This is a genomic window from Halomonas cibimaris (assembly GCF_055379665.1).
This window is the reverse complement of the sequence record NZ_AP043828.1, coordinates 72463-95377: the sequence shown is the minus strand read 5'-3', so window position 1 is coordinate 95377 and position 22915 is coordinate 72463. Positions and strand designations below refer to the sequence as shown.

Sequence of the window (22915 nt, the reverse complement as noted above, 5' to 3'; positions counted from 1 at the left end):
CCCCGTCTCGTCACGACGGACGCTATTTTTCGACGCTATTTCGACGCTATGGAATCCCGCCATGAAAGCCAAGAACAAAACGCTGGACCGTATCGATCTGAACATTTTGCGCTGCCTGCAGGAAAACGCGCGGATTTCTTATGTAGATCTGGCCGCCGAGGTGGGGCTTTCCACCACGCCGTGTTTAGAGCGGGTCAAGCGCCTGGAGCGCGCCGGGGTGATCCGCGGCTATCAGGCCGTGCTCGACCCGCGCGCGCTGCGCGCCGATCTGCTGGTGTTTGTTGAAATCAGCCTGGAAACCCAGACGCCGACGGTGTTTGATGAGTTTCGCCGGGCGGTGGAGGCGCTGCCCCAGATCCAGGAATGCCATCTGGTCTCCGGCCAGTTTGACTACATTTTGAAGTGCCGGATTCCCGAGATGTCGGCCTACCGCCAGCTGCTGGGCGACGTGGTGCTGACCCTGCCCGGCGTGAAGGAATCCAAAAGCTACGTGGTGATGGAAGAGGTCAAGGAAAGCTTCAGCCTGCACCTGGCCGACCTGGAGGATAAGTAAGCCATGATGGATGACCAGGCGCTTTTGCGCTACAGCCGCCAGATCATGCTGCCGGAGGTGGACATTGCCGGACAGGAACGCCTGCTGGGGGCCCACGCGGTGATTATCGGCGCCGGCGGGCTGGGCTCGCCGGCGGGGATGTATCTTGCCGCCATGGGGGTCGGGCGTTTAACGCTGGTGGATGCCGACGAGGTCGAGCTTTCCAACCTCCAGCGCCAGATCGCCCACGGTCAGGCCGATGTTGGCCGCAACAAAGCCGAATCGGCTAAAGACAGCTTTACCGCGATTAATTCCGGCTGCGAGATTCACGTCATCGGCGAGCACCTGCTGGGCGAGGCGCTGGAAAGCGTGGTCGCCACCGCTGACGTGGTGCTTGATTGCACCGATCGCTTCTCCAGCCGCTACGCCATCAACGCGGCAAGCCAGGCCACCGGCGTGCCGCTGATTTCGGGGGCGGCCATCCGCTTTTCCGGCCAGGTGGCGGTATTTGACCCTCGCGACCCGGAGTGTCCGTGCTATGCCTGCCTCTACCCGCCGGACGACAGCGGCGATGAAGCCATGAGCTGCGCGGAGAACGGCGTTATCGCGCCGCTGGTGGGACTGGTCGGCTCTTTTCAGGCGGTGGAAGTGTTCAAGCTTTTGAGCGGCGCGGGCAGCGTGCACCGCGGCCTGGCCGCCTTTGATGCTCTCTCCGGCCAGTGGCGCCACTTCAAGCTGCCCCGAGACCCGCAGTGCGCGGTGTGTCGCAGCCGCTTGCTGGGTTGAGACGACCCGATCGCCGTCAAAAAAACCCGCCTTTCGGCGGGTTTTGTGCTTGAGCCGCGTGGCTATCGTTTTCGTTCGCGGCGAACCTTAGTTACGGATGATGAAGTCGAACGCGCCGAGTGCGGCGTTGGCGCCTTCGCCCATGGCGATGATGATCTGTTTGTAGGGCACGGTGGTGACATCACCCGCGGCGAAGACACCGGGGATCGAGGTCATGCCCTTGGCATCGGTGACGATTTCGCCGTGGGGGCTGAGCTCAAGCCCTGACTCCTGGAGCCACTCGGTGTTGGGCACAAGACCGATCTGGACAAAGATGCCGTCCAGCGCTACGTGGTGGTTCTCATCGGTAGTGCGGTCTTTGTAGTTCAGGCCGTTGACGCGGCTGCCGTCGCCGGTGACTTCGGTGGTCTGGGCGTTGAGGACGATGTCCACGTTGGGCAGGCTCTTGAGCTTTTTCTGCAGCACGGCGTCGGCGCGCATTTCGCCCATGAACTCAAAAAGCGTGACGTGGCCGACGATGCCGGCAAGGTCAATCGCTGCTTCCACGCCGGAGTTGCCCCCGCCGATTACCGCCACGTGCTTGCCCTTGAACAGCGGGCCGTCGCAGTGGGGGCAGTAGGCCACGCCCTTGTTGCGGTATTCGGCCTCGCCCGGCACGTTCATTTCTCGCCAGCGCGCGCCGGTGGCCAGCACCAGGGTTTTGCTTTTGAGTGTGGCACCGGATTCAAACGTTACCTCGTGCAGCCCGCCTTCGACTTCGGCCGGCGTCAGCTTTACTGCGCGCTGCAGGTTCATGACGTCCACGTCGTAGTCCTTGACGTGCTCTTCCATGGCGGCGACGAGCTTGGGCCCTTCGGTCTTGGTCACCGAGATAAAGTTCTCAATGCCTAGCGTGTCCACGACTTGGCCGCCGAAGCGCTCGGCGACCAGGCCGGTGCTGATGCCCTTGCGCGCCGCGTAGATGGCCGCAGACGCACCCGCCGGACCGCCGCCAACGGTCAAGGTATCAAACGCGGCCTTTTCGCTGAGCTTGGCGGCTTCGCGCTCGGCGGCACCGGTGTCTACCTTGGCCAGAATCTGCTCCAGGCTCATGCGGCCCTGGTCAAACGGCTCGCCGTTCAGGTAGACGCTGGGCACCGACATGATCTCGCGCTCGTCGACCTCGGATTTGAACACCGCGCCGTCGATGGCTACGTGGCGAATGTTGGGGTTGAAAATCGCCATCAGGTTGAGCGCCTGCACCACGTCCGGGCAGTTCTGGCAGGACAGCGAGAAGTAGGTCTCAAACTCCATTTTGCCGTCGAGCGCCTTGATCTGCTCAAGCGTTTCTTCGGAGGCCTTGGGCGGATGGCCGCCGACCTGCAAAAGCGCCAGCACCAGGGAGGTGAACTCGTGGCCCATGGGAATGCCGGCAAACACTACGCCGGTGTCTTCGCCGGGGCGGTTGATGGCAAACGACGGCTTGCGAGCGTCGTCGCCGTCCTTTGTCAGGGTGATCTTGTCGCTCAGCGCGCTGATTTCGTCCAGCAGCTCGGCCAGTTCCTGGGATTTCGGCCCGTCGTCGAGGGAGGCCTTTAGCTCAAACGGCTGTGTGACTTTTTCCAAATAGGCCTTGAGCTGTTGTGTCAGTTTAGCGTCCAGCATGTCGTTGCTTCCTCGCAGTCAAAGGCGGTGCGTTAAACGGGACGGATCGATGGCGTAGCGGATCCGGACTCGCCTTTATGCCCGGCGTACCGGACACAAGGGTGAAGCCGCTCGGTAAGAGCGTCCTTTCGGCGGCTGGCAAGTTTTTCGCGGTTGGCAAGTGATGCCCCGGCATCCGGGCGGTGCCCGAATGCCGGGGCAGGCCGGCTTAGATCTTGCCGACCAGATCCAGCGACGGCTCCAGCGTGTCTTCGCCTTCTTCCCACTTCGCCGGGCAGGCTTCGTTGGGGTGGGCGCGGACGTACTGGGCAGCTTTCACCTTGCGCAGCAGCTCTTCGGCGTTGCGGCCGATATTGCCGGCATTGAGTTCGATGATCTGAATCTTGCCGTCCGGGTCAACAACGAAGGTGCCGCGCTCGGCGACGCCGTCTTCTTCGATCAGCACTTCAAAGTTGCGCGAGACGGTGTGCGTCGGGTCAGCGAGCATCGGGTAGTTGAGCTTGCCGATGGTCTCGGAGCTGTCGTGCCACGCCTTGTGGGTGAAGTGGGTGTCGGTAGAAACGCTGTAGATTTCCACGCCCAGCTTCTTGAATTCCTCGTAGCGGTCGGCGAGATCGCCAAGCTCGGTGGGGCAGACGAAGGTAAAGTCGGCCGGATAGAAAAAGAAGATGGACCACTGGCCCTTGAGGTTTTCCTCGGTGACGTCAACGAATTCGCCGTTGAGGTACGCAGTGGCTTTAAACGGTTTGACTTCGGTGTTGATCAAGGACATAAAAACGTCTCCTGTTGAGAGCGATGGACTCCGGCGGGGACCGCCGTTTACGTGGCAACTACCATAGCCGTTGCGGGTTGATTAATAAAATTGAGAAATGTCATATATTTCAATAGCGCTTTGCTATCAATAAGCGAGTCGAGCCGGCAAGCGACACAAGGCAGGTACCGCGTGCACGTCGCGCCGTTTCGCCAGTGATATGGGGGCGTAGCGCACAAATGCAAGTTTTTGCCCGCGTGCGCTTGCGGTAAGCAGGCACTGGCCGCAAAATCCGCTACCCTGTCACGCTCGGGGCTTGGCATCGGAGCCACAGGCTAGATCGACGGTACAGCAGACGGTACAGCAAAAGGAGCGGTTTCATGGGACAGCTGCATAAACGTTCGCTGATGATGGCGGCCCTGGCCGGCGTCGTGGCGACAACGTCCGTTCACGCAGAGCAGGTGCGTGTCTATAACTGGTCGGACTATATTGCGCCTGAAACGCTGGAGCAGTTTACCCGCCAGACCGGTATCGATGTGGTCTACGACGTGTTTGACAGCAACGAAGTGCTGGATGCAGCCCTTCTGGCCGGGCGTTCGGGCTACGACGTGGTGGTGCCGTCCAACCACTACCTGAGCCGCCAGCTCAGCGCCGGCGTCTATCAAAAGCTGGACCACGCGCAGCTGCCCAACCTGGAAAATCTGGATACGCGCCTGCTCGAAGAGCTTGAGGAGGTCGACCCCGGCAACCGCTACTCGGTGCCGTACATGTGGGGGACCAACGGCATCGGCTACAACGCCGACCGGGTGACCGAGATTCTCGGCGAAGACGCAGCGCTGGACAGCTGGGCGCTGCTGTTCGACCCGGAGGTGACCGGCGCGCTCAGTGACGCCGGCTGCGGCATTGCCATGCTCGACTCCGCCGATGAGATGCTCTCGCCGGCCATGGCCTATATCGGCCTGGACCCGCGCAGCAACGACATCGACGACCTCAAGGCAGGCGGCGAGGTGATCGCCAAGGTGCGCGACGACGTGACGTACTTCCATTCCTCGCGCTATATCGGGGACCTGGCCAATGGGGATGTCTGCGTGGCGGCAGGCTACTCCGGTGACGTGCTGCAGGCCGCTGACCGCGCCGCCGAGGCCGGCCGCGACTTTACAATCGCCTATACCGTACCGAAAGAAGGCGCGGCGCTGTGGTTTGACATGATGGCCATTCCCGCCGATGCGCCGAACCCTGACCATGCCCACGCTTTTATCAACTTCATTTTGCAGCCCGAGATTGCCGCTGAAATCACCGAGTACGTGCGCTACGCCAACCCCAACGCGGCGGCCGATGCGTACTTGCCTGACGAGATACTCGACAATCCGGCGATCTATCCCGGTGATGCGGTCATGGACAAGCTCTACGTGGCCAATGAAAAGCCGCGCGACGTGCAGCGCGCTCGCACGCGCATCTGGAATCGGGTGAAATCCGGACGGTAAAAAGTCAGGAGGTGGCATGACAACGCCTGTAGCCGCCGCCGGCGACGTCCGCTCTGCCGGCGGCAAGACGCCGCGCTTTGCCGAAGACACGGTGCTCGACATCAAACGCTTGACCCGGCGCTTTGACGACGTTGTTGCGGTAGACGACGTCAACCTCAAGATCCGGCGCGGCGAAATCTTTGCGCTGCTGGGCGGGTCGGGATCGGGCAAGTCGACGCTTTTGCGCATGCTGGCCGGCTTTGCCACGCCCAGCGAGGGGCGCATTCTGCTCGACGGCCAGGACATCACGCGAATGCCGCCGCATCGCCGGCCGATCAACATGATGTTTCAATCCTATGCGCTGTTCCCGCACATGAGCGTGGAGCAAAACATCGCCTTCGGCCTCAAGCAGGACAAGTTGCCCAAGGCCGACATCCGCGCCCGGGTAGCGCAGATGTTGAAGCTGGTACACATGGAGCGTTTCGCCCGGCGCAAACCGGCCCAGCTTTCCGGCGGCCAGCGCCAGCGGGTCGCACTGGCGCGCTCGCTGGCCAAGCGGCCGCGGCTTTTGCTGCTGGATGAGCCCATGGGGGCGCTGGATAAAAAGCTGCGCAGTGAAATGCAGCTGGAAGTGGTGGAAATCATCGAGCAGGTCGGGGTGAGCTGCATCATGGTCACCCACGATCAGGAAGAGGCGATGACCATGGCCGATCGCGTGGGGGTCATGGCCGACGGCTGGATCGAGCAGGTGGGCTCGCCGGTGGATATCTATGAAACGCCGGTCAGCCGCACGGTGGCGGAGTTTATCGGCACGCTCAACCTGCTGGAAGGCGAGATCCTGGTAGACGCCGCCGATCACTGTCTGATTTCAAGCCCGGCTCTGGAGCGCCCGCTGTATATCGACCACGGGGTGACCACCCAGGCCGCCGAGCGCCGCGTATGGGCCGGGCTGCGCCCGGAAAAGATCTGGCTGACCCGCGAGCGTCCCGAGGCCCGCTACAACTGGGAGCAGGGGGTGGTGGAAGATGTCGCCTACCTTGGCGGATTTTCCCAGTACTACGTGCGCACCCGGCAGGGCACGCTGTTCAAGGTGGGCATGGCCAATACCGAACGCCGGGGGGACCGCCCGGGCTGGGACGAGGCGGTGTACGTCTATTGGGAAGATCATAGCGTGATGGTGCTGAACCGCTAGCCCGCTTGTTGCCGTGCCCCTGCTTGCCGCGCCTTTTTCGCGGCGTTATCGCGATCGCAACCTGGAGTGACGCCATGTCCTTTCGCTCCCGCTTTTGTTCACTGGCAAGCGCCGGGCGGCGGCGCTTGCAGCTCGGTCGCCGGGCGGTGATAGCGCTGCCGATGCTGTGGCTTTCGCTGTTTTTTCTGCTGCCGTTTGCGCTGGTGCTCAAAATCAGCCTGTCGGAGGCGCGCATCAGCGTGCCGCCCTATGCGCCGCTGGCCGACTACGTGGACGGCACGCTGCGGATTCTGATCGATTTTGGCAACTATCTTTTTTTGCTTGGCGATTCGCTGTACGCGGCGGCCTACTGGGGCTCGGTAAAGATCGCGCTGACGGCGACGCTTGTATGCCTGCTGCTGGGCTATCCCATGGCGTATGCCATGGCCCGGATGCGGCCGCGCTGGCAGCTGGTGCTGATGCTGCTGGTCATGCTGCCGTCGTGGACGTCGTTTTTGATTCGCATCTATGCTTGGATGGGCATTTTGAGCAACAGCGGGCTTGCCAACCAGCTGCTGCTCGGGCTTGGCATCATTGATGCGCCGCTGCGGCTGCTCAACACGCAGTTTGCGGTGGTGGTGGGCATTGTCTATGCCTATCTGCCGTTTATGGTGCTGCCGCTTTATGCCCATCTGCTGCGGCTGGACCCGACGCTGCTGGAGGCCGCGGCGGATCTGGGGTCGCGGCGCGTGAATACCTTTCTCAAGGTGACGCTGCCGCTTTCCGCCGGCGGCATCATGGCCGGCTGCATGCTGGTGTTTATTCCGGCGGTGGGAGAGTTTGTTATCCCTGAGCTTTTGGGCGGGCCGGATACGCTGATGATCGGCAAGGTGCTGTGGGAAGAGTTCTTCCTCAACCGGGACTGGCCGGTGGCCGCAGCGCTTGCCACGGTGATGCTGGCGCTTTTGCTGATACCGCTTGCGCTGTTTCATCGCTACCAGTCGCGGGAGCTGGAGACATGAGACGACGGCCTTCTTTTAGCGGCGCGATGCTGATACTGGGGCTTGTGTTTCTCTATCTGCCCATGGCGGTATTGGTGGTGTATTCGTTCAACGCCTCAAGCCTGGTAACCGTGTGGGCGGGGTTTTCCACCCAGTGGTACGCTGAGCTGCTGCACGACGAGCAGATTCTTGCAGCGGTGTGGACCAGCCTGCGCGTGGCATTTTTTGCCGCCAGTGCGGCGGTGTGCCTGGGGACGCTGGCGGCGCTGGTGATGACGCGGTTCGCGCGCTTTCGCGGCAAAACGGTGCTGGCCAGCATGGTGACCGCACCGCTGGTCATGCCTGATGTGCTTATCGGGCTGTCGCTTTTGCTGCTGTTTGTGCAGATGGCCGCGCTCACCGGCTGGCCGGCGGACCGCGGGATGATGACCATCTGGATTGCCCACACCACCTTTGGCAGCGCCTACGTGGCGGTGGTAGTGGCGGCTCGGCTGCGCGAGATGGACCGCTCCATCGAGGAGGCGGCCATGGATCTGGGCTCGCCGCCGGCGCGGACGTTTTTTGCCATCACCCTGCCCATTATCTCACCGGCGCTGGCCGCAGGCTGGCTTTTGGCCTTTACGCTGTCGCTGGATGATCTGGTGATCGCCAGCTTTGTTTCCGGCCCCGGCGCCAACACCCTGCCCATGGTGGTGTTTTCCTCGGTGCGGCTGGGCGTGTCGCCCAAGATCAATGCGCTTGCCACCCTGGTGATTCTGGCGGTGTCGCTTGCCACCTTTGTGGCCTGGTATATCATGCGCCGCCGCGAAAAAAAGCGCCGGGCCGCACGGCGAATGAGCGGCTAACAGGGCGTGTACGCAGCGCGGCCCAACGCCAACGCCCGGAAAGAGCGCGGCGGTTACCCCCTGGAGGCAGCCGCGCCGCGATTGGGTTAGGATGGCAGCGCAGGCAGGCCTGATGCCCGCCAAAAAGCAGCCGCTAGCGGCTGCCACCGCGCCTATCTGGAGCCAGACGATGATGAACATGAAAACGCTACTCGCCGCCGCCGTGCTTACGCTGCCCCTTGTCGCCCAGGCGCAAACGCCTGATCTTCAGCCCGGCCAATGGAAGTTTGTCAGCGTTACCACCGTCAAAGGCGATGTGGAAATGCCCGAACGTACGGATACCGAACGCCAGTGCATTACGGCACAAGACCTGCAAAGCGCAGACTTTGGCTTTGTTGAAGAAGAGCAGGGCTGCGAGCTGCTCGACCAGGAGATCCGCGCCGACGGGCTGCGCTATACCATGATCTGCCGCGGTGAGGGCGGCGAGGCCACCATCGACGGCGAGATGCGCTTTATGGGCGAGCGCATCGAAGGCGATGTGACCATCGACACCGACTCCCCCATCGGCAAGATGACCATGAATACCCGGATTGAAGGCACCTACCAGGGCGAATGCTCGGCTGATTAAACCTCCTCACGCGGCTCGTGCTGGTCAAGCTCGGCATAAAGCTTTTGTTTGACCGCGCCCGGCGAGCCGCTGTTGCCGGCCAAAATGGCGTAGGCGACGGGCACCACAAACAGCGTGAACACCGTAGCCGCACCGACTCCTGCGATAATCACCGTGCCGATTACCAGCCGCGAATTGGCCCCCGGCCCGCTTGACAGCACCAGCGGAACGGCGCCGGCCATGGTGGTGACGGCGGTCATCAAAATGGGCCGCAGCCGGGTGACCGAAGCCTCGACCAGCGCATCGCTAAAAGCCATGCCCGAATCGCGCAGCTGGTTGACGAACTCGACGATCAGAATGCCGTTTTTGGTCGCAAGCCCCACCAGCATGACAAGCCCGACCTGGCTGTAGATATTCAGCGTCTGCCCTGTGGCGTAAAGCGCCAGCAGCGCACCGGCGATGGCCAGCGGCACGGTGAGCATGATCACCAATGGGTGGATGAAGCTTTCAAACTGCGCGGCCAGCACCAGAAACACCACCAGCACGCCCATGCCCAGCAGAAAGGTTGTGGCGCCGCCGGCCTGGCGATAGTCGCGTGAGGGGCCCTGGACGTCGGTTTGTACCGCTTCAGGCAAGACCTCGGCTACGGTGCGGTCAAGATAGTCCAGCGCCTCGCCCAGCGAGTAGCCGTCGGCCAGATTGGCCTGCAGCGTCACCGTGCGCAGCCGGTTGTAGCGGTTCAGCGTGCTGGGGCCGGCGGCATCGTCAAAGCGGACCAGGCTTGCCAGCGCAACCAGCTCGCCGGAGCGCGCCGAGCGCACGAACAGACTTTCCAGGCTCTGTGCGCTGGGCCGGGCGCCCGGCTCGCCCTCGACGATAACGTCGTATTCCTCGCCGTTTTCCACATAGCGCGTTATCCGCCGCCCGCCCAGCAGGGTTTCCAGCGTGCGGCCGATGTGGCTGACGGTAACGCCCAGACTTGCCGCGCGGTCGTAGTCGATATGCACGCGCAGCTGGGGCTGCTTTTCTTCAAAGTCGCTGTCGAGCCCCAGCAGTTTGGGGTTGTCCTCGCGCACGTAGTCGATCAGCGTGTCGCGCCACCGGGCGAGCTCTTCATAGCTGCTGCCGCCGAGCACGTACTGTACCGGCTTGCCGGTACGTCCGCCAAAGCCCTGGCTCATCACCGGGAAGGCGCGCACGCCGGGCAGGCCGCTGAGCGTTTGGCGCACCTCGCTCATGACCGGCCAGATGCTCGGGCGTTCGCCCCAGTCGGCGAGGTTGACAATAACAAAGCCGCTGTTGAAGTTTTCAATGTTGCCCCAGCCCAGCGGTGCGCGGACCAGCAGGCGTTCTACTACGCCTCGTTCCACCAGCGGCAGCAGGCGAGTCTCGATCTCGTTCATGTAGTCGAGCATGTAGGTGAAGGTGGCACCGGGCGGGCCGCTGACGATGATGTAGAAGCTGCCGCGGTCTTCTTCGGGGGTGTATTCCGTAGGCAGCGCGTCGGCCAGCCATGCTGTGGCGCCGAGCAGGGCGACGAACACGGCCACAACGGCCAGGCGCATGCGCAGCGCGCGCTGCAGCCCGCGGCGGTAGACGCGCCGGGTGGTGGCCAGCGCGCGGTGAACCCCGCGCGCCAGGCGGCCATCGTGCATGCCCGACGTTAATACCTTGGACGCCATCATCGGCGACAGCGACAGCGCCAGCACGCTGGAAAGCGCCACCGCGGCGGCCAGCGTCAGGGCAAATTCCGAAAACAGCCGGCCGATATCGCCCTGGAGAAACCCCAGCGGCACAAAAACCGCGACCAGCACCAGGGTGGTGGCGATGACGGCAAAGGCGATCTGCCGGGCACCGCGCCAGGCGGCGACCAGCGGCGTTTCGCCGTATTCCTGCATGCGCCGGTGGATGTTTTCCAGCACCACGATGGCGTCGTCCACCACCAGGCCAATGGCCAGCACCAGGGCGAGCAGCGTCAAAAGATTCAGGGTAAAGCCCATCAGCGCAAGCGCCCCGAAGCTGCCGATCAGCGCTACGGGTACGGTCACCGCCGGCACCAGGGTCGTGCGCAGATTGCCCAGAAAGACAAAGATCACCGCGACCACCAGCAGTATGGAGATAAACAGCGTCATCACGACTTCGCGAATCGCCCCGGCGATAAACACCGATGAATCGTAGTTCAGGCTCAGCGTCATGCCGCCGGGCAGCGTGGGCTGCAGCTCGGCGAGCGTCTTTTTGGCCGCGCGGGAGATATCGAGCACGTTGGCGGTGGACTGTTTCATCAGCCCAAGGCCCACCATGGGCGTGGCGTTGCTGCGAAAGATGGTGCGCTCTTCTACCGTGCCGACTTCTACCCGGGCGACATCGCCCAGGCGTATCAGCTCGCCGCTGTCGGTGGCCTTGATTACCAGCGTGCGAAAGTCCTGCGGCGTGGTGAAGCTTCGCGGCAGGCGCACGATGAACTGGCGCTGCTGTGACTCAACGGCGCCGCCGGGCAGCTCGACGTTTTCTTCGCGCAGCGCCTCTTCCACGGCGTTGACGGGCAGCCCGCGGGCGGCCAGGGCGTCGCCGTCCAGCCATACGCGCATGGCGTAGCGCCGCCCGCCCCCCACGCGCACCTGGGAGACCCCGGGCAGCACCGAGAGCGGATCTTTCAGGTAGCGCTCGGCGTAGTCGGTAAGCTCGGCGGTGGTGTAGTCCTTGCCGGTCAGGCTCAGCCAGATCACGGTATCGGAGTTGGCGTCGGCTTTTTGCACCTCGGGCGGGTCGGCCTCTTCGGGCAGGTTGCCGCGGGCCCCGGCAATGCGGTCGCGAATATCGTTGGCCGCCGAGTCGATGTCGTTATCGAGGGTGAACTCAACGCTGATGCTGGAGCGCCCGTCGCTGCTGGACGAGGAAATGGTCTCGATACCCGCCACGCCGGAGATGCGGTCTTCCAGCGGCTGGGTGATGCGCGTTTCGACGATGCTGGCCGACGCGCCGGGGTAGCGGGTGTCGATGCTGACAATCGGCGGGTCGATCGACGGATACTCCTGCAGCGCCAAACGGCTCAGGGCCAGCAGCCCGAAAGCGACGATCAGCGCGGCGAGTACGGTTGCCAGTACCGGGCGCTCAACGGAAATATCGGAAAGCCGCATCACTTGCTCCGTGTCTGGCGCAAAATCGCCCGGGTATCGGTGTTGTCGTCGACGGTGCCCAAAAGCTCGGGCGTCTGGCCGTCGCGCAGCATTTCCGTGCCGTGAATGACGATTCGCTCGCCCCGTGCCAGGCCGTCTAGAATTTCCACCTCGCCTCTGCGCCGGGTGCCAAGCTCAACTCGGCGGCGTTCGGCGCGGTTATCGTCGGTATCGTCCAGCCGCCAGACGTAGTGGTTGCGGCCTTCAGACACGATAGCGGCCTCCGGCACGGCCAGGGCTTTGCGCGTGGCCGCGTCCAGCTCGACCTGCATGAGCATGCCCGGGCGCAGGTGCTCTTCGGGGTTGGGCAGCCGGGCGCGCAGGGTCACGCTGCGCGAGATGGGATCGACCCGGGTATCGATACTCGAGACCCGGCCGCTGAAGGTCCGCTCGGGAAACGCCGCCGTGGTCGCCCGCAGCGTGCTGCCCGGCGCCAGATTCGCCAGCCGTACGGCAGGAATGCTGACGTCAAGTCGCATGACGTCGAGTTTGTCCAGGGTGGCCAGCTCGTCGCCGGGGGTGACCAGCGTGCCGACGCTTAGGTTGCGCAGCCCCATGCGCCCGGCGAACGGGGCGGTGATTCGGTAGTTGGCAAGCCTTGCCTCAAGGGCGGCGGCCTCGGCCCGGGCCTGATCCAGCCGGGCCTGGTTGTCTTCGACATCGGCCCGGGGGGAGAGGTTGCGCTGCTGCAGCTGCGTGCTTCGGCGCAGGGCGTTTTCCGCCTGGCGGGCGCTGGCCCGGGCGGCGCGCAGCCGGGCACGCTCCTCGGTATCGTCCAGCTGGAACAGGCGCTGGCCGGCGTCGACGGCGTCGCCGTCGTCAAAATCGATAGCGCTAATCACATCGGTGACGGTGGCCGAGAGCGTGACGCTTTCATCGGCTTTGAGCGTGCCCGGTGCGCGAACAATATCCGCCCAGCTTTGCTGGCTGACCCGGGCGGCAATGACCTGCGGCGCCTTCGCGCTGCCCTGTGCCAGCGCCGGGCCTGCGGCCAGCGCGAAAAGCGCTGCCAGCATAAACCGGGCAAGGCGGCAGGTGAGCCCGGCCGTCGCCGGCACGGCTTTGATGGCGGGCGGTGTGGTAAAAAGAGCGGGGTAGGCTGTTAAACTAGCCGCTTTGTGCATACCGGAGCTGCCTTGTGAAAACCTATGACGTGGTGGTAATCGGCGCGGGCGCGGCCGGGCTGATGTGTGCCGCCCAGGCAGGCTATGCCGGTCGGCGCGTGCTGCTTTTGGATCATGCGAAAAAAGCCGGCAAAAAGATACTGATGTCCGGCGGCGGGCGCTGCAACTTTACCAACATGGCGACTACCCCACAGCATTTTTACTCGCAGAATCCGTATTTCTGCCTGTCCGCGTTGAAACGCTACGCGCCCGGTGATTTTGTCGAGCTGGTGGAGCGCCACGGCGTGGACTACGTGGAAAAAGCGCCGGGTCAGCTGTTCTGCGCCGGCTCGGCCAAGGCCATTGTGCGGGTGCTGCTGACCGAATGCGAGTGGGCCGGCGTGGACGTGCGTCTGGGGACTTGCGTAGAGCGCGTTGAGCGCCGCGGCGAGGGCATGCGTCTGGCGACGTCTCTGGGCCACGTTGATGCCGGCGTGGCGGTTGTCGCCACCGGCGGGCTTTCGATTCCCACCATGGGGGCGACGGGCTTTGGCTACGATATCGCCCGCCAGTTCGGCCTTGAGGTGCTGCCTACCCGCCCGGCGCTGGTGCCGTTTACCCTGAGTGAGCCGTGGAAAGCGCGCGCAGCGGCGCTTTCCGGGGTGAGCGTTGACGTGCGCGTCGCCTGCAACGGGCGTGAATTTGCCGAGCCCATGCTGTTTACCCACCGCGGGCTTTCCGGGCCGGCCATGCTGCAGATCTCCAGCGTCTGGCGGCCGGGCGACACACTAACGGTGGATCTGCTGCCCGCCGAAGACGCGCAAGCCGCGCTGCGCAAGGCGCGTTGCGCCACGCCCAAACGCCGGCTTTCCACCTGGCTTGGGGAGCGTTTGCCTAAACGCCTCGCCCAGGCACTGCTGCAATGGTACGGCGCGGCGGAAACCGCCACGCCGCTGGCGGAGTATTCCAACGCCGCCGTCGACGTCTGGGCCGAGCGGCTGAACGCGTGGGCGCTGAAGCCGGCGGGTACCGAAGGTTGGCGCACAGCGGAGGTGACGCTGGGCGGGGTGAACACCGACGCGCTGTCGTCGAAGGATTTTAGCGTCAGCGAAATCCCCCAGCTGCGCTTTATCGGCGAGGTGCTCGACGTCACCGGCGAGCTTGGCGGATTCAACTTCCAGTGGGCCTGGGCGTCGGGCGTGGCCTGCGGCCGGGCCTGCTGAGGCGGTACGGCGCGTCAGGTGCTTAGGCGTTGCAGCTTGCGCAGCAGCACGTAGCCGCCCAGGGCCCGGCGGCCAAGGCGCAGCGCCTTACCGGGGCGGCGCAGCAGCTGCCAGGCGACGCCGCCGCCGGCCAGCAGCAGCGGCGCCTTGTAACGCCGTAGCGTGTGCCAGCCGCGATCCAGCGGCGTCGCGGCGCGCTCAAGGCGGAGGCTTTCGACCATGATGTCGATGCGCTGCTGTTCCAGGGTATCCAGCAGCTCGCGCTTGCGCGCCGCCCGGGACGGCGGCCGAGGGGGGCGGGATGAATCAGCGTGATTGACGGGCATGGCGGTCTTGCTCCAGTAGCGCGCGGTCGGTGGCCAGCTGGTCCAGCGTGTCTTTCAGCAGGGTGTGCCGCCGGGCCTGGCGTATGGCCACCAGCGCCAGCACGACGCTTGCCAGCATGAGCACGGCCGCACAGCCGCCAATGGCCAGCAGGCGGTAGCTGTCCCAGAACACGGCAATCACCAGCGCGGTGAAAGTGGCCGTGGCCAGCATGAACAGCAAAAGGCTCGCGCCTGCCAGCAAAAGCAGCGTAAGCAGGCGCGCGCGCTCTTCTTCCAGCTCCAGCACCGCCAGACGCAGGCGCGTCTCGCCGTTGGCGACAAGCGTGCCCAGCGCTCGCCTGGCGGCCTGGATCACGCGCTGGCTAGGGCCCAGCGCCATTAGCGCCGCCCAAGCAGCAGCCCCACGACGACGCCGGCGGCCGCGCCGATGCCAAGGCTGGTCCAGGGGTTGTCACGCACGTAGCGGTCGCAGCAGTCGGCCTGCTGGCTCAGGCTGTCGCGGGTGCCGGCGTAGAGCCGCTCGCCCCGGGCTTCAACGCGGGCGCGGGTGTCTTTCAGGCGCTGCTCGGCGCGCTGGCGCAGGTCTTTCATTTCTGAGCTGGCATCCTGGGCTGTGGCGTTGACCAGCTCTTCAACGGTATCGCTTAGGTGGCGCAGGTCTTGCTGCAGCTGTTCGGTTTGCTCGTGGCGATCTGAAGGTTTCTTGGCCATGAGGCTTCCTCCTGAGTGATGCGGTACATGAGTGGCGGCGCCAATGCATGCTACACCGCCGGCCGGACACCAGCATAGCAGGTGTTGCGGTGACGTATCAGCCTATGCATCGGGCGAGCGGGCAACGTTTAGCGCAGCAGGCCGCTTGGGGTAAACAGCGGATTGATACTAAAGCCCAGGCTCAGCCGATGTACCCGATGGTTGTAGTCGATCAGGCTTTCGCCGTAGCCGTAATAATATTGCACGTGGCCGCGCAGGCCGTTAAACGCCGGCCAGCTGTAATCGATCTGCGTGCCGTAGTTGCCGGTATCGGGGTTGCCCCGCAGCTGGGCGGCGATTTCCTGGTCATGGTCAAAGCGCCGGGCCAGGCGCAGATCGCCGTAGCCCACGTAGCGGTGGATGTCGGGGTTGTCGTCGTTGCCGTCGGATTCGGGAATACGCCAGTGCGGGGCAAACGTGACCGCCCAGTCGCCGCGCTGCAGCGTGCTTTCCAGATAAACGCGGTTCCAGCTGCGCGAAAGCGGTGCCGAACGGCCGTTGGACTGGTGGTTGAGCGCAATGCGGTTGCGCGTGTTGACCCAGCCGAACAGGTTCCAGGCGTTGGCAAAATCGATAAAGAGCTCCGGCTCGTAGTTGGTTTCGCGGAAAGGCGATGACGAGTCGGTATTGTACGCCTGCCACCAGCTGCGCTGGGTGTAGCCGAAAAACACATCACCGCTGTCGCCGAACAGGTTGTCAACAATGGCGAACTTGGCGCTGAACTGGAACTTGGCCTCGGTGCGGTCGGCGCGCCCGTCGGGGTCGATGTGGCGAAACCGGGCGCGATTCTGGTTGCCGTTGTAGCTGATGGGAAACAGATAGTTGGTGCGGTGTGCGGTAATCGAAAACGGGTTGTGGCTGGAGGCTTTTTCCAAGACCTGGCGTTCTCGGGTTTCTTTGATAGCGCGCTCTTCCGGTGCGGTGGGCGTTAGCGCTGCGGCATAGGCCGAATCGGCAAAGCGCGGCGAACGCTTGGCTTCAAGCGCGACAAGCTGCTGGTTAAGCCGGGCTATTTCATGGCGCAAGGCGTTGATGCGTGCGTTGAGGGTTTTCTGTTCGGCGTTGGCGGGTACCGCACAGGCGCTGCCGGCAGAAACGGCCAGGGTGAGGCCCAGGCCGGCAAAAAGAAGGTATCGGGCAGTCATGATCGCGGCTCGTCAATGGGTCAACAGGCAGACGCCTGGGTTTTTTCTATCACGCCGCGGCGAGAAGTCAACGGGGTCAGGCATGTTGACGATGGGCGTGCAGCAAAAATTCGCGGTTGCCGTCGCTGCCGGTAATCGGGCTTGGCTGCCAGTGGCGAACGGTAAGCCCGCTTTGCTCGCAGGCCCGGGTGACGCGCTTGCGCACTTCGCTATAGCGGCGCGCATCGCGGACGATACCGCGTTTATCCAGCGCGGCAGGGTCAAGTTCAAACTGCGGTTTGACCAGCGAAATAAGCTCGCCGCCGGCCGGTAGCGCGGCGGCGATTTCCGGCACAATCAGCGTTTGTGAAATAAACGAGACATCCATTATCGCAATGCTCGGCGGGTGCTGCCGGCATAGCGCGACAAACGCCTGTGAGCGGCCAAGCGCTCGGGCGTTGACGCCTTCCAGGCAGCTGACCCGGGCGTCGTTGCGCAGGGCCGGGGCGAGCTGGCCGTGGCCCACTTCAATGCCGATGACGTGGCGCGCGCCAAAGCGCAGCGCGCAGTCGCTGAAGCCGCCGGTGGACTGGCCGATGTCCAGCACGACCCGGCCGTCGAAGCGTTTGCCCAAAGCGTTGAGCACCGCTTCGAGCTTGAGCCCGGCCCGGGAGACGTAGCGCTCCTCGGGATCGTTCTCTACCGCAAGCGGGATGGTGTCGGCGAGTTTCTCTCCGGGCCGGGTCAGGCGCTTGCCGGTATCGGGGCGCGTTACCCGGCCGTTTTTGATCAGCCGCTGGGCCCGGGTGCGCGAGTCGGCGAGCCGGCGGGCGACGATAAGCTGGTCGAGACGTGGCATGACGGGCTACCTGGTGGGGGGCTTTGCATCGTGGGAGGCGGCCTGAAGCCCGCCCGGCGGCAGCCGGTCGGCGCCCCAGCTGCGCTCGATGTAGCCCTTCACCCGGTTGAGCTCGTCTTCGCCCACCGCGGCCAGCTCGCCGTGCTCCAGGGCGTCGTGGTGGTAGATGTACAGCCGGGAGGCAAACTGCTCGAACGGCAGCGAGGCCTCGCCGAAGCGCTCGCCGTTGCCGGCGGTGCTGACTACCACGCCGTCGCCCCAGTCCTGGCCGCTGTCGTTGTTGGGATTGTAAAAATACACGCGCATCTGCTCGCCGGGGTCCAGCGAGGCGCGCAGCACCGTAATGGCATGCCAGCCGATAAAACGCCCGGCGCTGTCGGTGACCGCAATGCCCGCCGGCTGAGGGTGGATCAGCGGCTGGTTGCCGTTATACAAGGGGTGGTAGCTGGCGTAGAAGTGGCGCAGAAAAGTATCGACGTCGATGAGCTGGCCGGTGGCAACGTCGACGCTGATGCGAAAGCCGCGCCCGGCCCACCAGCCGTGAAACTCCGGGTTGACCCAGCGGTGAGGATCGCCGTCCCGGCCCACGCAGCGCCGGCCCATCTCGGCGTAGATGCGGTCCAGATGGGGCACCACGATCAGCGATACCGGGTCCAGATCCATGGGCAGCTCGGTGGCCACGCCGGTAAGGCTTGCCATGGACGAGATCGGCTGGCCCTCGAAGTGCATGATGATTTCATCGTCCCGGGCCGCCCAGGCGACCATCTGCAGCAGGTAGTCCGGGTCGTTGTAGGCCCACATGGACAGCGCCCGGGCCGACTGGCAGGTGGGGTTGTTGCCCTGGCCGACCCCCAGCGGCAGGCCCAGCATGCAAAGCACGCCTTCGAGCAGCCGCGCCCGGGGCGACACCGCGTCGCCCAGCGCCAGGGTGAGCCGCGCTTGGGACCACTCGGAAAGCGTAAGCCCCAGCTGGCGCCACATGGCCGGGGCTACCGGCGGCTGGTAAAAAATGCCGCGTTCAAGGGTCAGCGCCAGGCCGTACACGGCCTGGGCGGTGGCCGGATGAATGCCGGTGCGGATCAGCGCCAGCGCCAGATCCCGGTAGCATAGCAGGCAGTCGCGGCCGGTGGACGAAAGCCCCAGCGCCTCGACGATCAGCGGCGGACTGTACTCGACCAGATGGCGCAGCAGCACGGCATGGTAGGGCGCGACCAGCCCGGTATCGTGCATGGCCCGGGCAAAGCCGGTGGCCTCGGCCTGCAGGCCGGCGTGATCCATGCGCTCCAGACGCTGGCGGTAGACCTCGATGCCGGGGTCTTCCTGGCAGCCCTGGGTGGGGCCGAAAAGCGCGCTGACCAGCCGGGCGGCACCCTGGCCGCTGGCGCCCAGGTCAATCGCCGGATCGGCCTGGCACAGCGCGATCTGGGTGATCATCTGTCTGATGGCATCGGTTTGTAGCGGGCGCTGCTGGAGAATGCGCCAGATTTCTTCGATGAGCGTGTCGATGATGTGCTCGTAGCCGATGCGCGCGGCCAGATGCTGAAACAGGCGGCGGGGAATCTGCGCCAGACGCCCCTGGGCTTCGCGCTCGGCCTCGGTGGGCGGGGTAAACAGCAGCCACAGGTTGAGCGCCAGGGTCTGGGTGAGGTAGCGGTGGGCGTGTTCGGCCGAGACCTGCGCATGGTGAATACCGGCCTTGGCTACGGCCAGCAGGCGCAGCTCGCTGAGCGCCTCGATGACCACCACGTTGGCATCCATGCTTTGCAGCGCCAGCCGTGTCATGGAAGGCAGCAGGTGTTGCGGGGTGGCCCAGTCCGAGCCGTCGAACACGCCGGCGTTTTCCAGCGCCTGGGCCCGCGCTTCAAGCGCGATACAGCCGCCGTCTATCAGCAGCACGCGGCGCGCCGTGTCCAGCACTCGGGGAAGCCGGGCCGCCCTGTTGAATGCAGGCGCCCGCGCAAGCTGGGCCAGCGCGTCGTCGAGCTTTCCCACCAACGCGTTGAGCCGGGCCGCCTCGTCGCAAGCGGCCTGAGTGGAAGCGGTGTTGTTTGCCGAGGTCACGGTGACTCCTTATCCCTGCCGGCAGGGGTGTCCCTGCAGATGGGCGGATTATACATAGAAGTCGAGCGTTTCTTGATGTTTCAGCAGATCGCGCAGGGTATGGGCATCGTCACCCTTGAAGTAGACCAGCCCCCAGTGGGTGCCGAACGCGGTGCGCTTGGTCACGGTTTCTTCCATGGGTGAAGTCAGCTCGTGGGACTCGAAGTAGGGGTGGTCCTCGACCTCCTCGGGAAGCGCCAGCCGGCTGACCACGCGCCGGCGCGGGTAGACGCCAAAGCAGCCGGCAAAGCCGTCGGCGTCGACCACTTCCCGGGGGAAGAACGCGGCGACTTCGTCAGGCGTGGTGTGGGGATCGAACACCAGCATGGTGGCCTGGTAGGCGTTGAAACCGTAGACCCGCTCCAAAAGCTCGAAGACCTTGAAGCCCGGCGGGCGGTACGCCACTTCGCCGAAGTACATCTCGCCGTCGCTGGTGACGAAATATTCCGGGTGGATCAGCCCGAAGCTGATGTCGAAGGTCTTGATCAGCTTTTCAATCTGCGCGGTGATCTGGGCGCGGTATTTCTCCAGCTCCGGCGAGGCGGGTACAAACACCGAATAGCCCAGGGTGACGTATTCGGAAATGTTGAGAAAGGCGATTTTACCGTTGTGAATCCACGCCTCCACGGCGAATTCCCAGCCGTCCAGGTGGGACTCCATCAGCACCGGAAACTCTTCGTCGGGGATGGTATCTACTTCGTCCGGGGTGCGAATCACCCGATGGCCCAAACAGCCGGCCTTGTCGAACGCCTTCAAGTGGATGGGATCGTTGGGGTCACCGTCGAGCTTGAGCAGGGTCTGGTTGACGCGCTTTAAAAAGCGCACCACGTCGTCTTTGTCGTGGGCCTCTTCAAAAATGCCCACGCGAATGCCGCCGAGCTGGGCGCGGCGCTTCATCAGCGCCTTGTCGCGCAGCAAAAGCGACTGGCCGTACAGGCGCGGGTTGTCGAGCAGCACCGAGTTGATCGCCCCGGCCCATTCCACGGTTTCCTCGAACAGCGGCACGGCCACGTCCACGCCCTTGTCCTTGAGCGTGGTGGCGATTTCCAGCGAGCGGTCGTTCAGGCGCTCGAAGTTCCACGAAACGTAGGGAATGTCGTGCTGGTCGCAGTAGTCTTCTGCCCAGTCCGGCGCCACCACAATGTAGCGCCGGTCGAAATGGGCAGCGGCCTCAATGGCGTTCAGGCTCCAGCCGAGAAGAGCGATATAACCTTTTTGGGTATTTTTTTGCATGGTGGCGCTCCTGTCCTGTTGTTATCTTCCGGTGTCAGGGCGTCTGCGCGCTTGCGCCCCGGCTCACTTCACTCTAGGCGCAACGGCGTCATAGTGCGAATGCACCGTCATGGTGCGAATGCACCGTTTATAGTGCGAATGCACCGCCGCGATGCGCAGACGTCTTTTCTGCGGTTTTCAACGGCTGCCGCGGGGGACGGATCGGTGTTCGGATAGCTGCGCTGAGGCGGTGAATTCGGTAGTGTGTGCGCAGCGTTTCCATCAGGATATTTCACATGCAAGTAACGACGTCTCGTTTTCCATGCCGGATCGTGCTGGCCGCCTTGTTTGCCGGCTTTTGCACCACCCCGGTGATTGCCCAGCAAACGGTGCCGGACAACGCCGTCTGGGTTTCCGAAGAGCTCACCACCTATGTGCGCTCCGGGCCTACCGACGGCTATCGCATTGTCGGCACGCTGAGTGCCGGTGAGCAGGTAGCGAAGCTTGAAACCAGCGGCAAGTATACCCGGGTGAAAAGCCAGTCCGGCGATACGGTATGGATTTTGAGCGAGGAGCTGCAGGCAACGCCCAGCGCCCGGGAAAAGCTGCCTGAACTCAAAACACAGGTGGCCGAGCTCACCGCCGAGCTGGACCGCATCAATGAAACCTGGGAGACCCGGGTCGCGGGCATGAAGCAGCGTTTGCAAACGCGGGCTCAGCGTATCGACGAGCTTGAGGCGCAAAACAAAGCGCTTGCCGACGACGCTGAAACGCTGCGCCGCCAGTCGCGCAAGCTCAATGCGCGGCTGGACACGCAAAAAGAAGATCTGCTGATGCGCTATTTCATGTACGGCGGTGGGGTGGCCGGTGCCGGCTTGCTGGTGGGGCTGATCGTGCCGCACCTGCCGCGCCGGCGGAAAAAGCGCGACCGCTGGTTTCATTAACGAGGCATGCAGATGACAGGTCAATGGCTCAAGCGCTGGCGGGAAGGGCGCATCGGCTTTCACCGGGCGACGCCGCACCCGGCCCTGGTGCGTTACTGGGCGACGCTGGGCGTTCCCCGGGCGGCCAAGGTGCTGGTGCCGCTGTGCGGTAAAAGCGTGGATATGCGCTGGCTGGCGGACGCCGGGCATCCGGTGCTTGGGGTGGAGTTTGCCCCGGATGCCATTGAACAGTTCGTCGCCGGCCGTGATCAGGGCGTGCTGCGCTATGGCCAGGCGGGCTTTGATATCGTGCGCCAGGGCAGCATCGAGCTTTGGCAGGGCGACTTTTTTCACCTGCACATTCGCCAGGTAGCTGAAATCGCGGCGTTTTACGATCGCGCCTCGCTGATTGCGCTGCCTCGGCCGACCCGCCAGCGCTATGCCTTTCACCTGGCCCAGCTGGTGCCGCCCGGCGCCTGCGGGCTGCTGATCAGCATGACGCGCAAAGACCCCGATGCCGGCCCGCCCTACAGCGTTTCGCATGCGGAAATCGAGCAGCTTTTCTCGCCCAATTTCCGCCTGACCTTTCTTGAGCAGAGCCCGCCTGACGCGCGCGGCTTTATCGAAAGCGCCTGGGCGCTTAAGCGCCGTGGGCCGATCAACTAGCGCGCCAGCAGCCGGCCCAGCTCCGGGTCGCTGAAGGCGCGGTCCAAAGCGCTGCCCAACAGCGCGTTGAGCATTTCGGTATTTTTGGCGCTGCCGGGCTTGAAGGCATATGCCTGGGTGCGCCGGGCAGTGTAGGTGCCGGTGTAGGTGGTGGCGTCGTTTTGCACAATGGCCCGCAGCACGCCCTCCAGCCGCGCCTCGTCAATGCCCGGGTTGGCGCCGTCGGCCTGGGCGTAGCGGAGCCGGGCGAGCTCCAGGGTCAGCGTGGGCCGGCCTTCGGCTTTTTCCGTGACCGGGGTAAAGCCCATATCGCGCACCGCACGGCGGGCTTCTCGCTGAAGCGCGGGAATCAGCACGTGGCTGCTGGCGATGATTTGCGATGTGGACATGCCGCCGCCGCTGCGATGGCCGATCACATCGCTGTCACGCCCGTCTTGGGCGAATACCGCAATTTTCTCGCCGCTGCCCACCTTTGCCAGCGGCGCGCTGCGCTGGGGCGTGACGGACAGATAGTGCGGGCCGGCACAGCCGCCAAGCCACAGCACGGCCAGCACTACGCCTAGGCCGCGCAGAAAAAAGCGTCGCTGCATGGTGATCTCCGCTGTCGTGGTTGAGACGGTGGCACAATACGTGCGCGCAGTTTAGCCGCTTAACGGCCAGGCCGGTATAGCCAA

General features: G+C 64.1%; 22 protein-coding genes. 10 read left to right on the top strand and 12 right to left on the bottom strand.

The window, feature by feature from the left end:
* Positions 1-61 precede the first annotated feature (61 nt).
* Both ACZ415_RS00450 and ACZ415_RS00445 read left to right on the top strand, forming a co-directional pair.
* Positions 62-553 carry an Lrp/AsnC ligand binding domain-containing protein gene (locus tag ACZ415_RS00450; protein ID WP_344702905.1) on the top strand — a complete coding sequence of 164 codons (492 nt, stop codon included), beginning with the start codon at positions 62-64 and terminating at the stop codon, positions 551-553.
* A 3-nt stretch (positions 554-556) separates the two neighbouring features.
* On the top strand, positions 557-1318 hold the full coding sequence (locus tag ACZ415_RS00445; protein WP_344702907.1) for a HesA/MoeB/ThiF family protein: 762 nt from the start codon (positions 557-559) through the stop codon (positions 1316-1318).
* A gap of 87 nt (positions 1319-1405) precedes the next feature.
* Here the strand turns inward: ACZ415_RS00445 and ahpF are convergent, their stop codons facing one another.
* Positions 1406-2962 (bottom strand): alkyl hydroperoxide reductase subunit F, encoded by a 1557-nt coding sequence (ahpF, locus tag ACZ415_RS00440; protein ID WP_344702909.1) that lies wholly within the window; start codon positions 2960-2962, stop codon positions 1406-1408.
* Positions 2963-3170: 208 nt separating this feature from the next.
* Positions 3171-3734 (bottom strand): alkyl hydroperoxide reductase subunit C, encoded by a 564-nt coding sequence (gene ahpC, locus ACZ415_RS00435; protein ID WP_344702911.1) that lies wholly within the window; start codon positions 3732-3734, stop codon positions 3171-3173.
* 359 nt (positions 3735-4093) lie between these two features.
* On the opposite strand from ahpC, the gene ACZ415_RS00430 reads away from it, so the two are divergent.
* The 5 genes from ACZ415_RS00430 (at position 4094) to ACZ415_RS00410 (ending at position 8800) form a co-directional block, all read left to right on the top strand.
* A complete protein-coding gene (locus ACZ415_RS00430; RefSeq protein ID WP_344702913.1) occupies positions 4094-5197 on the top strand; it encodes a polyamine ABC transporter substrate-binding protein in 1104 nt (367 codons plus the stop codon).
* Positions 5198-5213: 16 nt separating this feature from the next.
* The gene (locus ACZ415_RS00425) at positions 5214-6368 is read left to right on the top strand and encodes an ABC transporter ATP-binding protein (protein WP_344702915.1); all 1155 of its coding nucleotides are present in this window, start codon (positions 5214-5216) and stop codon (positions 6366-6368) included.
* Between the two features lie 74 nt (positions 6369-6442).
* Entirely contained in the window at positions 6443-7369 is a 927-nt protein-coding gene (locus tag ACZ415_RS00420; protein ID WP_344702917.1) for an ABC transporter permease subunit, read from the top strand.
* Entirely contained in the window at positions 7366-8193 is an 828-nt protein-coding gene (locus tag ACZ415_RS00415) for an ABC transporter permease subunit (RefSeq protein WP_344702919.1), read from the top strand. Before ACZ415_RS00420 ends, ACZ415_RS00415 begins: the two co-directional genes overlap by 4 nt.
* 112 nt (positions 8194-8305) lie before the next feature.
* On the top strand, positions 8306-8800 hold the full coding sequence (locus ACZ415_RS00410) for a DUF3617 domain-containing protein (protein ID WP_344702921.1): 495 nt from the start codon (positions 8306-8308) through the stop codon (positions 8798-8800).
* Here the strand turns inward: ACZ415_RS00410 and ACZ415_RS00405 are convergent.
* Together ACZ415_RS00405 and ACZ415_RS00400 are read right to left on the bottom strand one after the other, a co-directional pair.
* On the bottom strand, positions 8797-11916 hold the full coding sequence (locus ACZ415_RS00405; protein WP_344702923.1) for an efflux RND transporter permease subunit: 3120 nt from the start codon (positions 11914-11916) through the stop codon (positions 8797-8799). The two genes, ACZ415_RS00410 and ACZ415_RS00405, sit on opposite strands and share 4 nt — an antisense overlap.
* Positions 11916-13079, bottom strand: coding sequence for an efflux RND transporter periplasmic adaptor subunit (locus ACZ415_RS00400; RefSeq protein WP_344702925.1), 1164 nt, complete (start codon positions 13077-13079; stop codon positions 11916-11918). Before ACZ415_RS00400 ends, ACZ415_RS00405 begins: the two co-directional genes overlap by 1 nt.
* 62 nt (positions 13080-13141) lie before the next feature.
* Here ACZ415_RS00400 and ACZ415_RS00395 point away from each other — a divergent pair, with 62 nt between their 5' ends.
* Positions 13142-14281 carry a BaiN/RdsA family NAD(P)/FAD-dependent oxidoreductase gene (locus ACZ415_RS00395; protein WP_464387785.1) on the top strand — a complete coding sequence of 380 codons (1140 nt, stop codon included), beginning with the start codon at positions 13142-13144 and terminating at the stop codon, positions 14279-14281.
* 14 nt (positions 14282-14295) lie between these two features.
* Here the strand turns inward: ACZ415_RS00395 and ACZ415_RS00390 are convergent, their stop codons facing one another.
* The 7 genes from ACZ415_RS00390 to ACZ415_RS00360 form a co-directional block, all read right to left on the bottom strand.
* Positions 14296-14607: a YqjK-like family protein gene (locus ACZ415_RS00390; RefSeq protein WP_344702929.1), complete on the bottom strand. Its 312-nt coding sequence runs from the start codon at positions 14605-14607 to the stop codon at positions 14296-14298.
* Positions 14588-14986 carry a phage holin family protein gene (locus ACZ415_RS00385; protein ID WP_344702931.1) on the bottom strand — a complete coding sequence of 133 codons (399 nt, stop codon included), beginning with the start codon at positions 14984-14986 and terminating at the stop codon, positions 14588-14590. The genes ACZ415_RS00390 and ACZ415_RS00385 overlap by 20 nt, the downstream gene beginning before the upstream one ends.
* Positions 14986-15318, bottom strand: coding sequence for an ElaB/YgaM/YqjD family protein (locus ACZ415_RS00380; protein WP_344702933.1), 333 nt, complete (start codon positions 15316-15318; stop codon positions 14986-14988). Before ACZ415_RS00380 ends, ACZ415_RS00385 begins: the two co-directional genes overlap by 1 nt.
* Positions 15319-15446: 128 nt before the next feature.
* Positions 15447-16502 (bottom strand): phospholipase A, encoded by a 1056-nt coding sequence (locus ACZ415_RS00375; RefSeq protein ID WP_344702935.1) that lies wholly within the window; start codon positions 16500-16502, stop codon positions 15447-15449.
* A 76-nt stretch (positions 16503-16578) separates the two neighbouring features.
* On the bottom strand, positions 16579-17340 hold the full coding sequence (locus ACZ415_RS00370) for a TlyA family RNA methyltransferase (protein ID WP_344702937.1): 762 nt from the start codon (positions 17338-17340) through the stop codon (positions 16579-16581).
* Positions 17341-17346: 6 nt separating this feature from the next.
* Positions 17347-19332, bottom strand: coding sequence for a hypothetical protein (locus ACZ415_RS00365; RefSeq protein ID WP_425552727.1), 1986 nt, complete (start codon positions 19330-19332; stop codon positions 17347-17349).
* A 117-nt stretch (positions 19333-19449) separates the two neighbouring features.
* Complete coding sequence (locus ACZ415_RS00360; protein WP_344702941.1) at positions 19450-20673, bottom strand: ATP-grasp domain-containing protein; 1224 nt, start codon at positions 20671-20673, stop codon at positions 19450-19452.
* A gap of 275 nt (positions 20674-20948) precedes the next feature.
* Between ACZ415_RS00360 and ACZ415_RS00355 the strand changes: the two genes are divergently transcribed.
* Positions 20949-21596, top strand: coding sequence for a TIGR04211 family SH3 domain-containing protein (locus tag ACZ415_RS00355; RefSeq protein ID WP_344702944.1), 648 nt, complete (start codon positions 20949-20951; stop codon positions 21594-21596).
* A 12-nt stretch (positions 21597-21608) separates the two neighbouring features.
* On the top strand, positions 21609-22241 hold the full coding sequence (locus ACZ415_RS00350) for a class I SAM-dependent methyltransferase (protein WP_344702947.1): 633 nt from the start codon (positions 21609-21611) through the stop codon (positions 22239-22241).
* Here ACZ415_RS00350 and ACZ415_RS00345 read toward each other — a convergent pair.
* Positions 22238-22831, bottom strand: a complete 594-nt coding sequence (locus ACZ415_RS00345; protein WP_344702949.1) for a YajG family lipoprotein — start codon at positions 22829-22831, stop codon at positions 22238-22240. The two genes, ACZ415_RS00350 and ACZ415_RS00345, sit on opposite strands and share 4 nt — an antisense overlap.
* Positions 22832-22915: the final 84 nt, after the last annotated feature.

Excerpts from the sequence above, each read along its gene's own strand:
- ahpC (WP_344702911.1), bottom strand. The coding sequence starts at position 3,734 with ATGTCCTTGATCAACACCGAAGTCAAACCGTTTAAAGCCACTGCGTAC.
- ACZ415_RS00415 (WP_344702919.1), top strand. The coding sequence starts at position 7,366 with ATGAGACGACGGCCTTCTTTTAGCGGCGCGATGCTGATACTGGGGCTT.
- ACZ415_RS00420 (WP_344702917.1), top strand. The coding sequence starts at position 6,443 with ATGTCCTTTCGCTCCCGCTTTTGTTCACTGGCAAGCGCCGGGCGGCGG.
- ACZ415_RS00450 (WP_344702905.1), top strand. The coding sequence starts at position 62 with ATGAAAGCCAAGAACAAAACGCTGGACCGTATCGATCTGAACATTTTG.
- ACZ415_RS00445 (WP_344702907.1), top strand. The coding sequence starts at position 557 with ATGATGGATGACCAGGCGCTTTTGCGCTACAGCCGCCAGATCATGCTG.
- ACZ415_RS00400 (WP_344702925.1), bottom strand. The coding sequence starts at position 13,079 with ATGCACAAAGCGGCTAGTTTAACAGCCTACCCCGCTCTTTTTACCACA.
- ACZ415_RS00425 (WP_344702915.1), top strand. The coding sequence starts at position 5,214 with ATGACAACGCCTGTAGCCGCCGCCGGCGACGTCCGCTCTGCCGGCGGC.
- ACZ415_RS00370 (WP_344702937.1), bottom strand. The coding sequence starts at position 17,340 with ATGCCACGTCTCGACCAGCTTATCGTCGCCCGCCGGCTCGCCGACTCG.
- ACZ415_RS00380 (WP_344702933.1), bottom strand. The coding sequence starts at position 15,318 with ATGGCCAAGAAACCTTCAGATCGCCACGAGCAAACCGAACAGCTGCAG.
- ACZ415_RS00360 (WP_344702941.1), bottom strand. The coding sequence starts at position 20,673 with ATGCAAAAAAATACCCAAAAAGGTTATATCGCTCTTCTCGGCTGGAGC.
- ACZ415_RS00375 (WP_344702935.1), bottom strand. The coding sequence starts at position 16,502 with ATGACTGCCCGATACCTTCTTTTTGCCGGCCTGGGCCTCACCCTGGCC.
- ACZ415_RS00405 (WP_344702923.1), bottom strand. The coding sequence starts at position 11,916 with ATGCGGCTTTCCGATATTTCCGTTGAGCGCCCGGTACTGGCAACCGTA.
- ahpF (WP_344702909.1), bottom strand. The coding sequence starts at position 2,962 with ATGCTGGACGCTAAACTGACACAACAGCTCAAGGCCTATTTGGAAAAA.
- ACZ415_RS00410 (WP_344702921.1), top strand. The coding sequence starts at position 8,306 with ATGCCCGCCAAAAAGCAGCCGCTAGCGGCTGCCACCGCGCCTATCTGG.
- ACZ415_RS00430 (WP_344702913.1), top strand. The coding sequence starts at position 4,094 with ATGGGACAGCTGCATAAACGTTCGCTGATGATGGCGGCCCTGGCCGGC.
- ACZ415_RS00390 (WP_344702929.1), bottom strand. The coding sequence starts at position 14,607 with ATGCCCGTCAATCACGCTGATTCATCCCGCCCCCCTCGGCCGCCGTCC.
- ACZ415_RS00345 (WP_344702949.1), bottom strand. The coding sequence starts at position 22,831 with ATGCAGCGACGCTTTTTTCTGCGCGGCCTAGGCGTAGTGCTGGCCGTG.
- ACZ415_RS00355 (WP_344702944.1), top strand. The coding sequence starts at position 20,949 with ATGCAAGTAACGACGTCTCGTTTTCCATGCCGGATCGTGCTGGCCGCC.
- ACZ415_RS00350 (WP_344702947.1), top strand. The coding sequence starts at position 21,609 with ATGACAGGTCAATGGCTCAAGCGCTGGCGGGAAGGGCGCATCGGCTTT.
- ACZ415_RS00395 (WP_464387785.1), top strand. The coding sequence starts at position 13,142 with ATGTGTGCCGCCCAGGCAGGCTATGCCGGTCGGCGCGTGCTGCTTTTG.
- ACZ415_RS00385 (WP_344702931.1), bottom strand. The coding sequence starts at position 14,986 with ATGGCGCTGGGCCCTAGCCAGCGCGTGATCCAGGCCGCCAGGCGAGCG.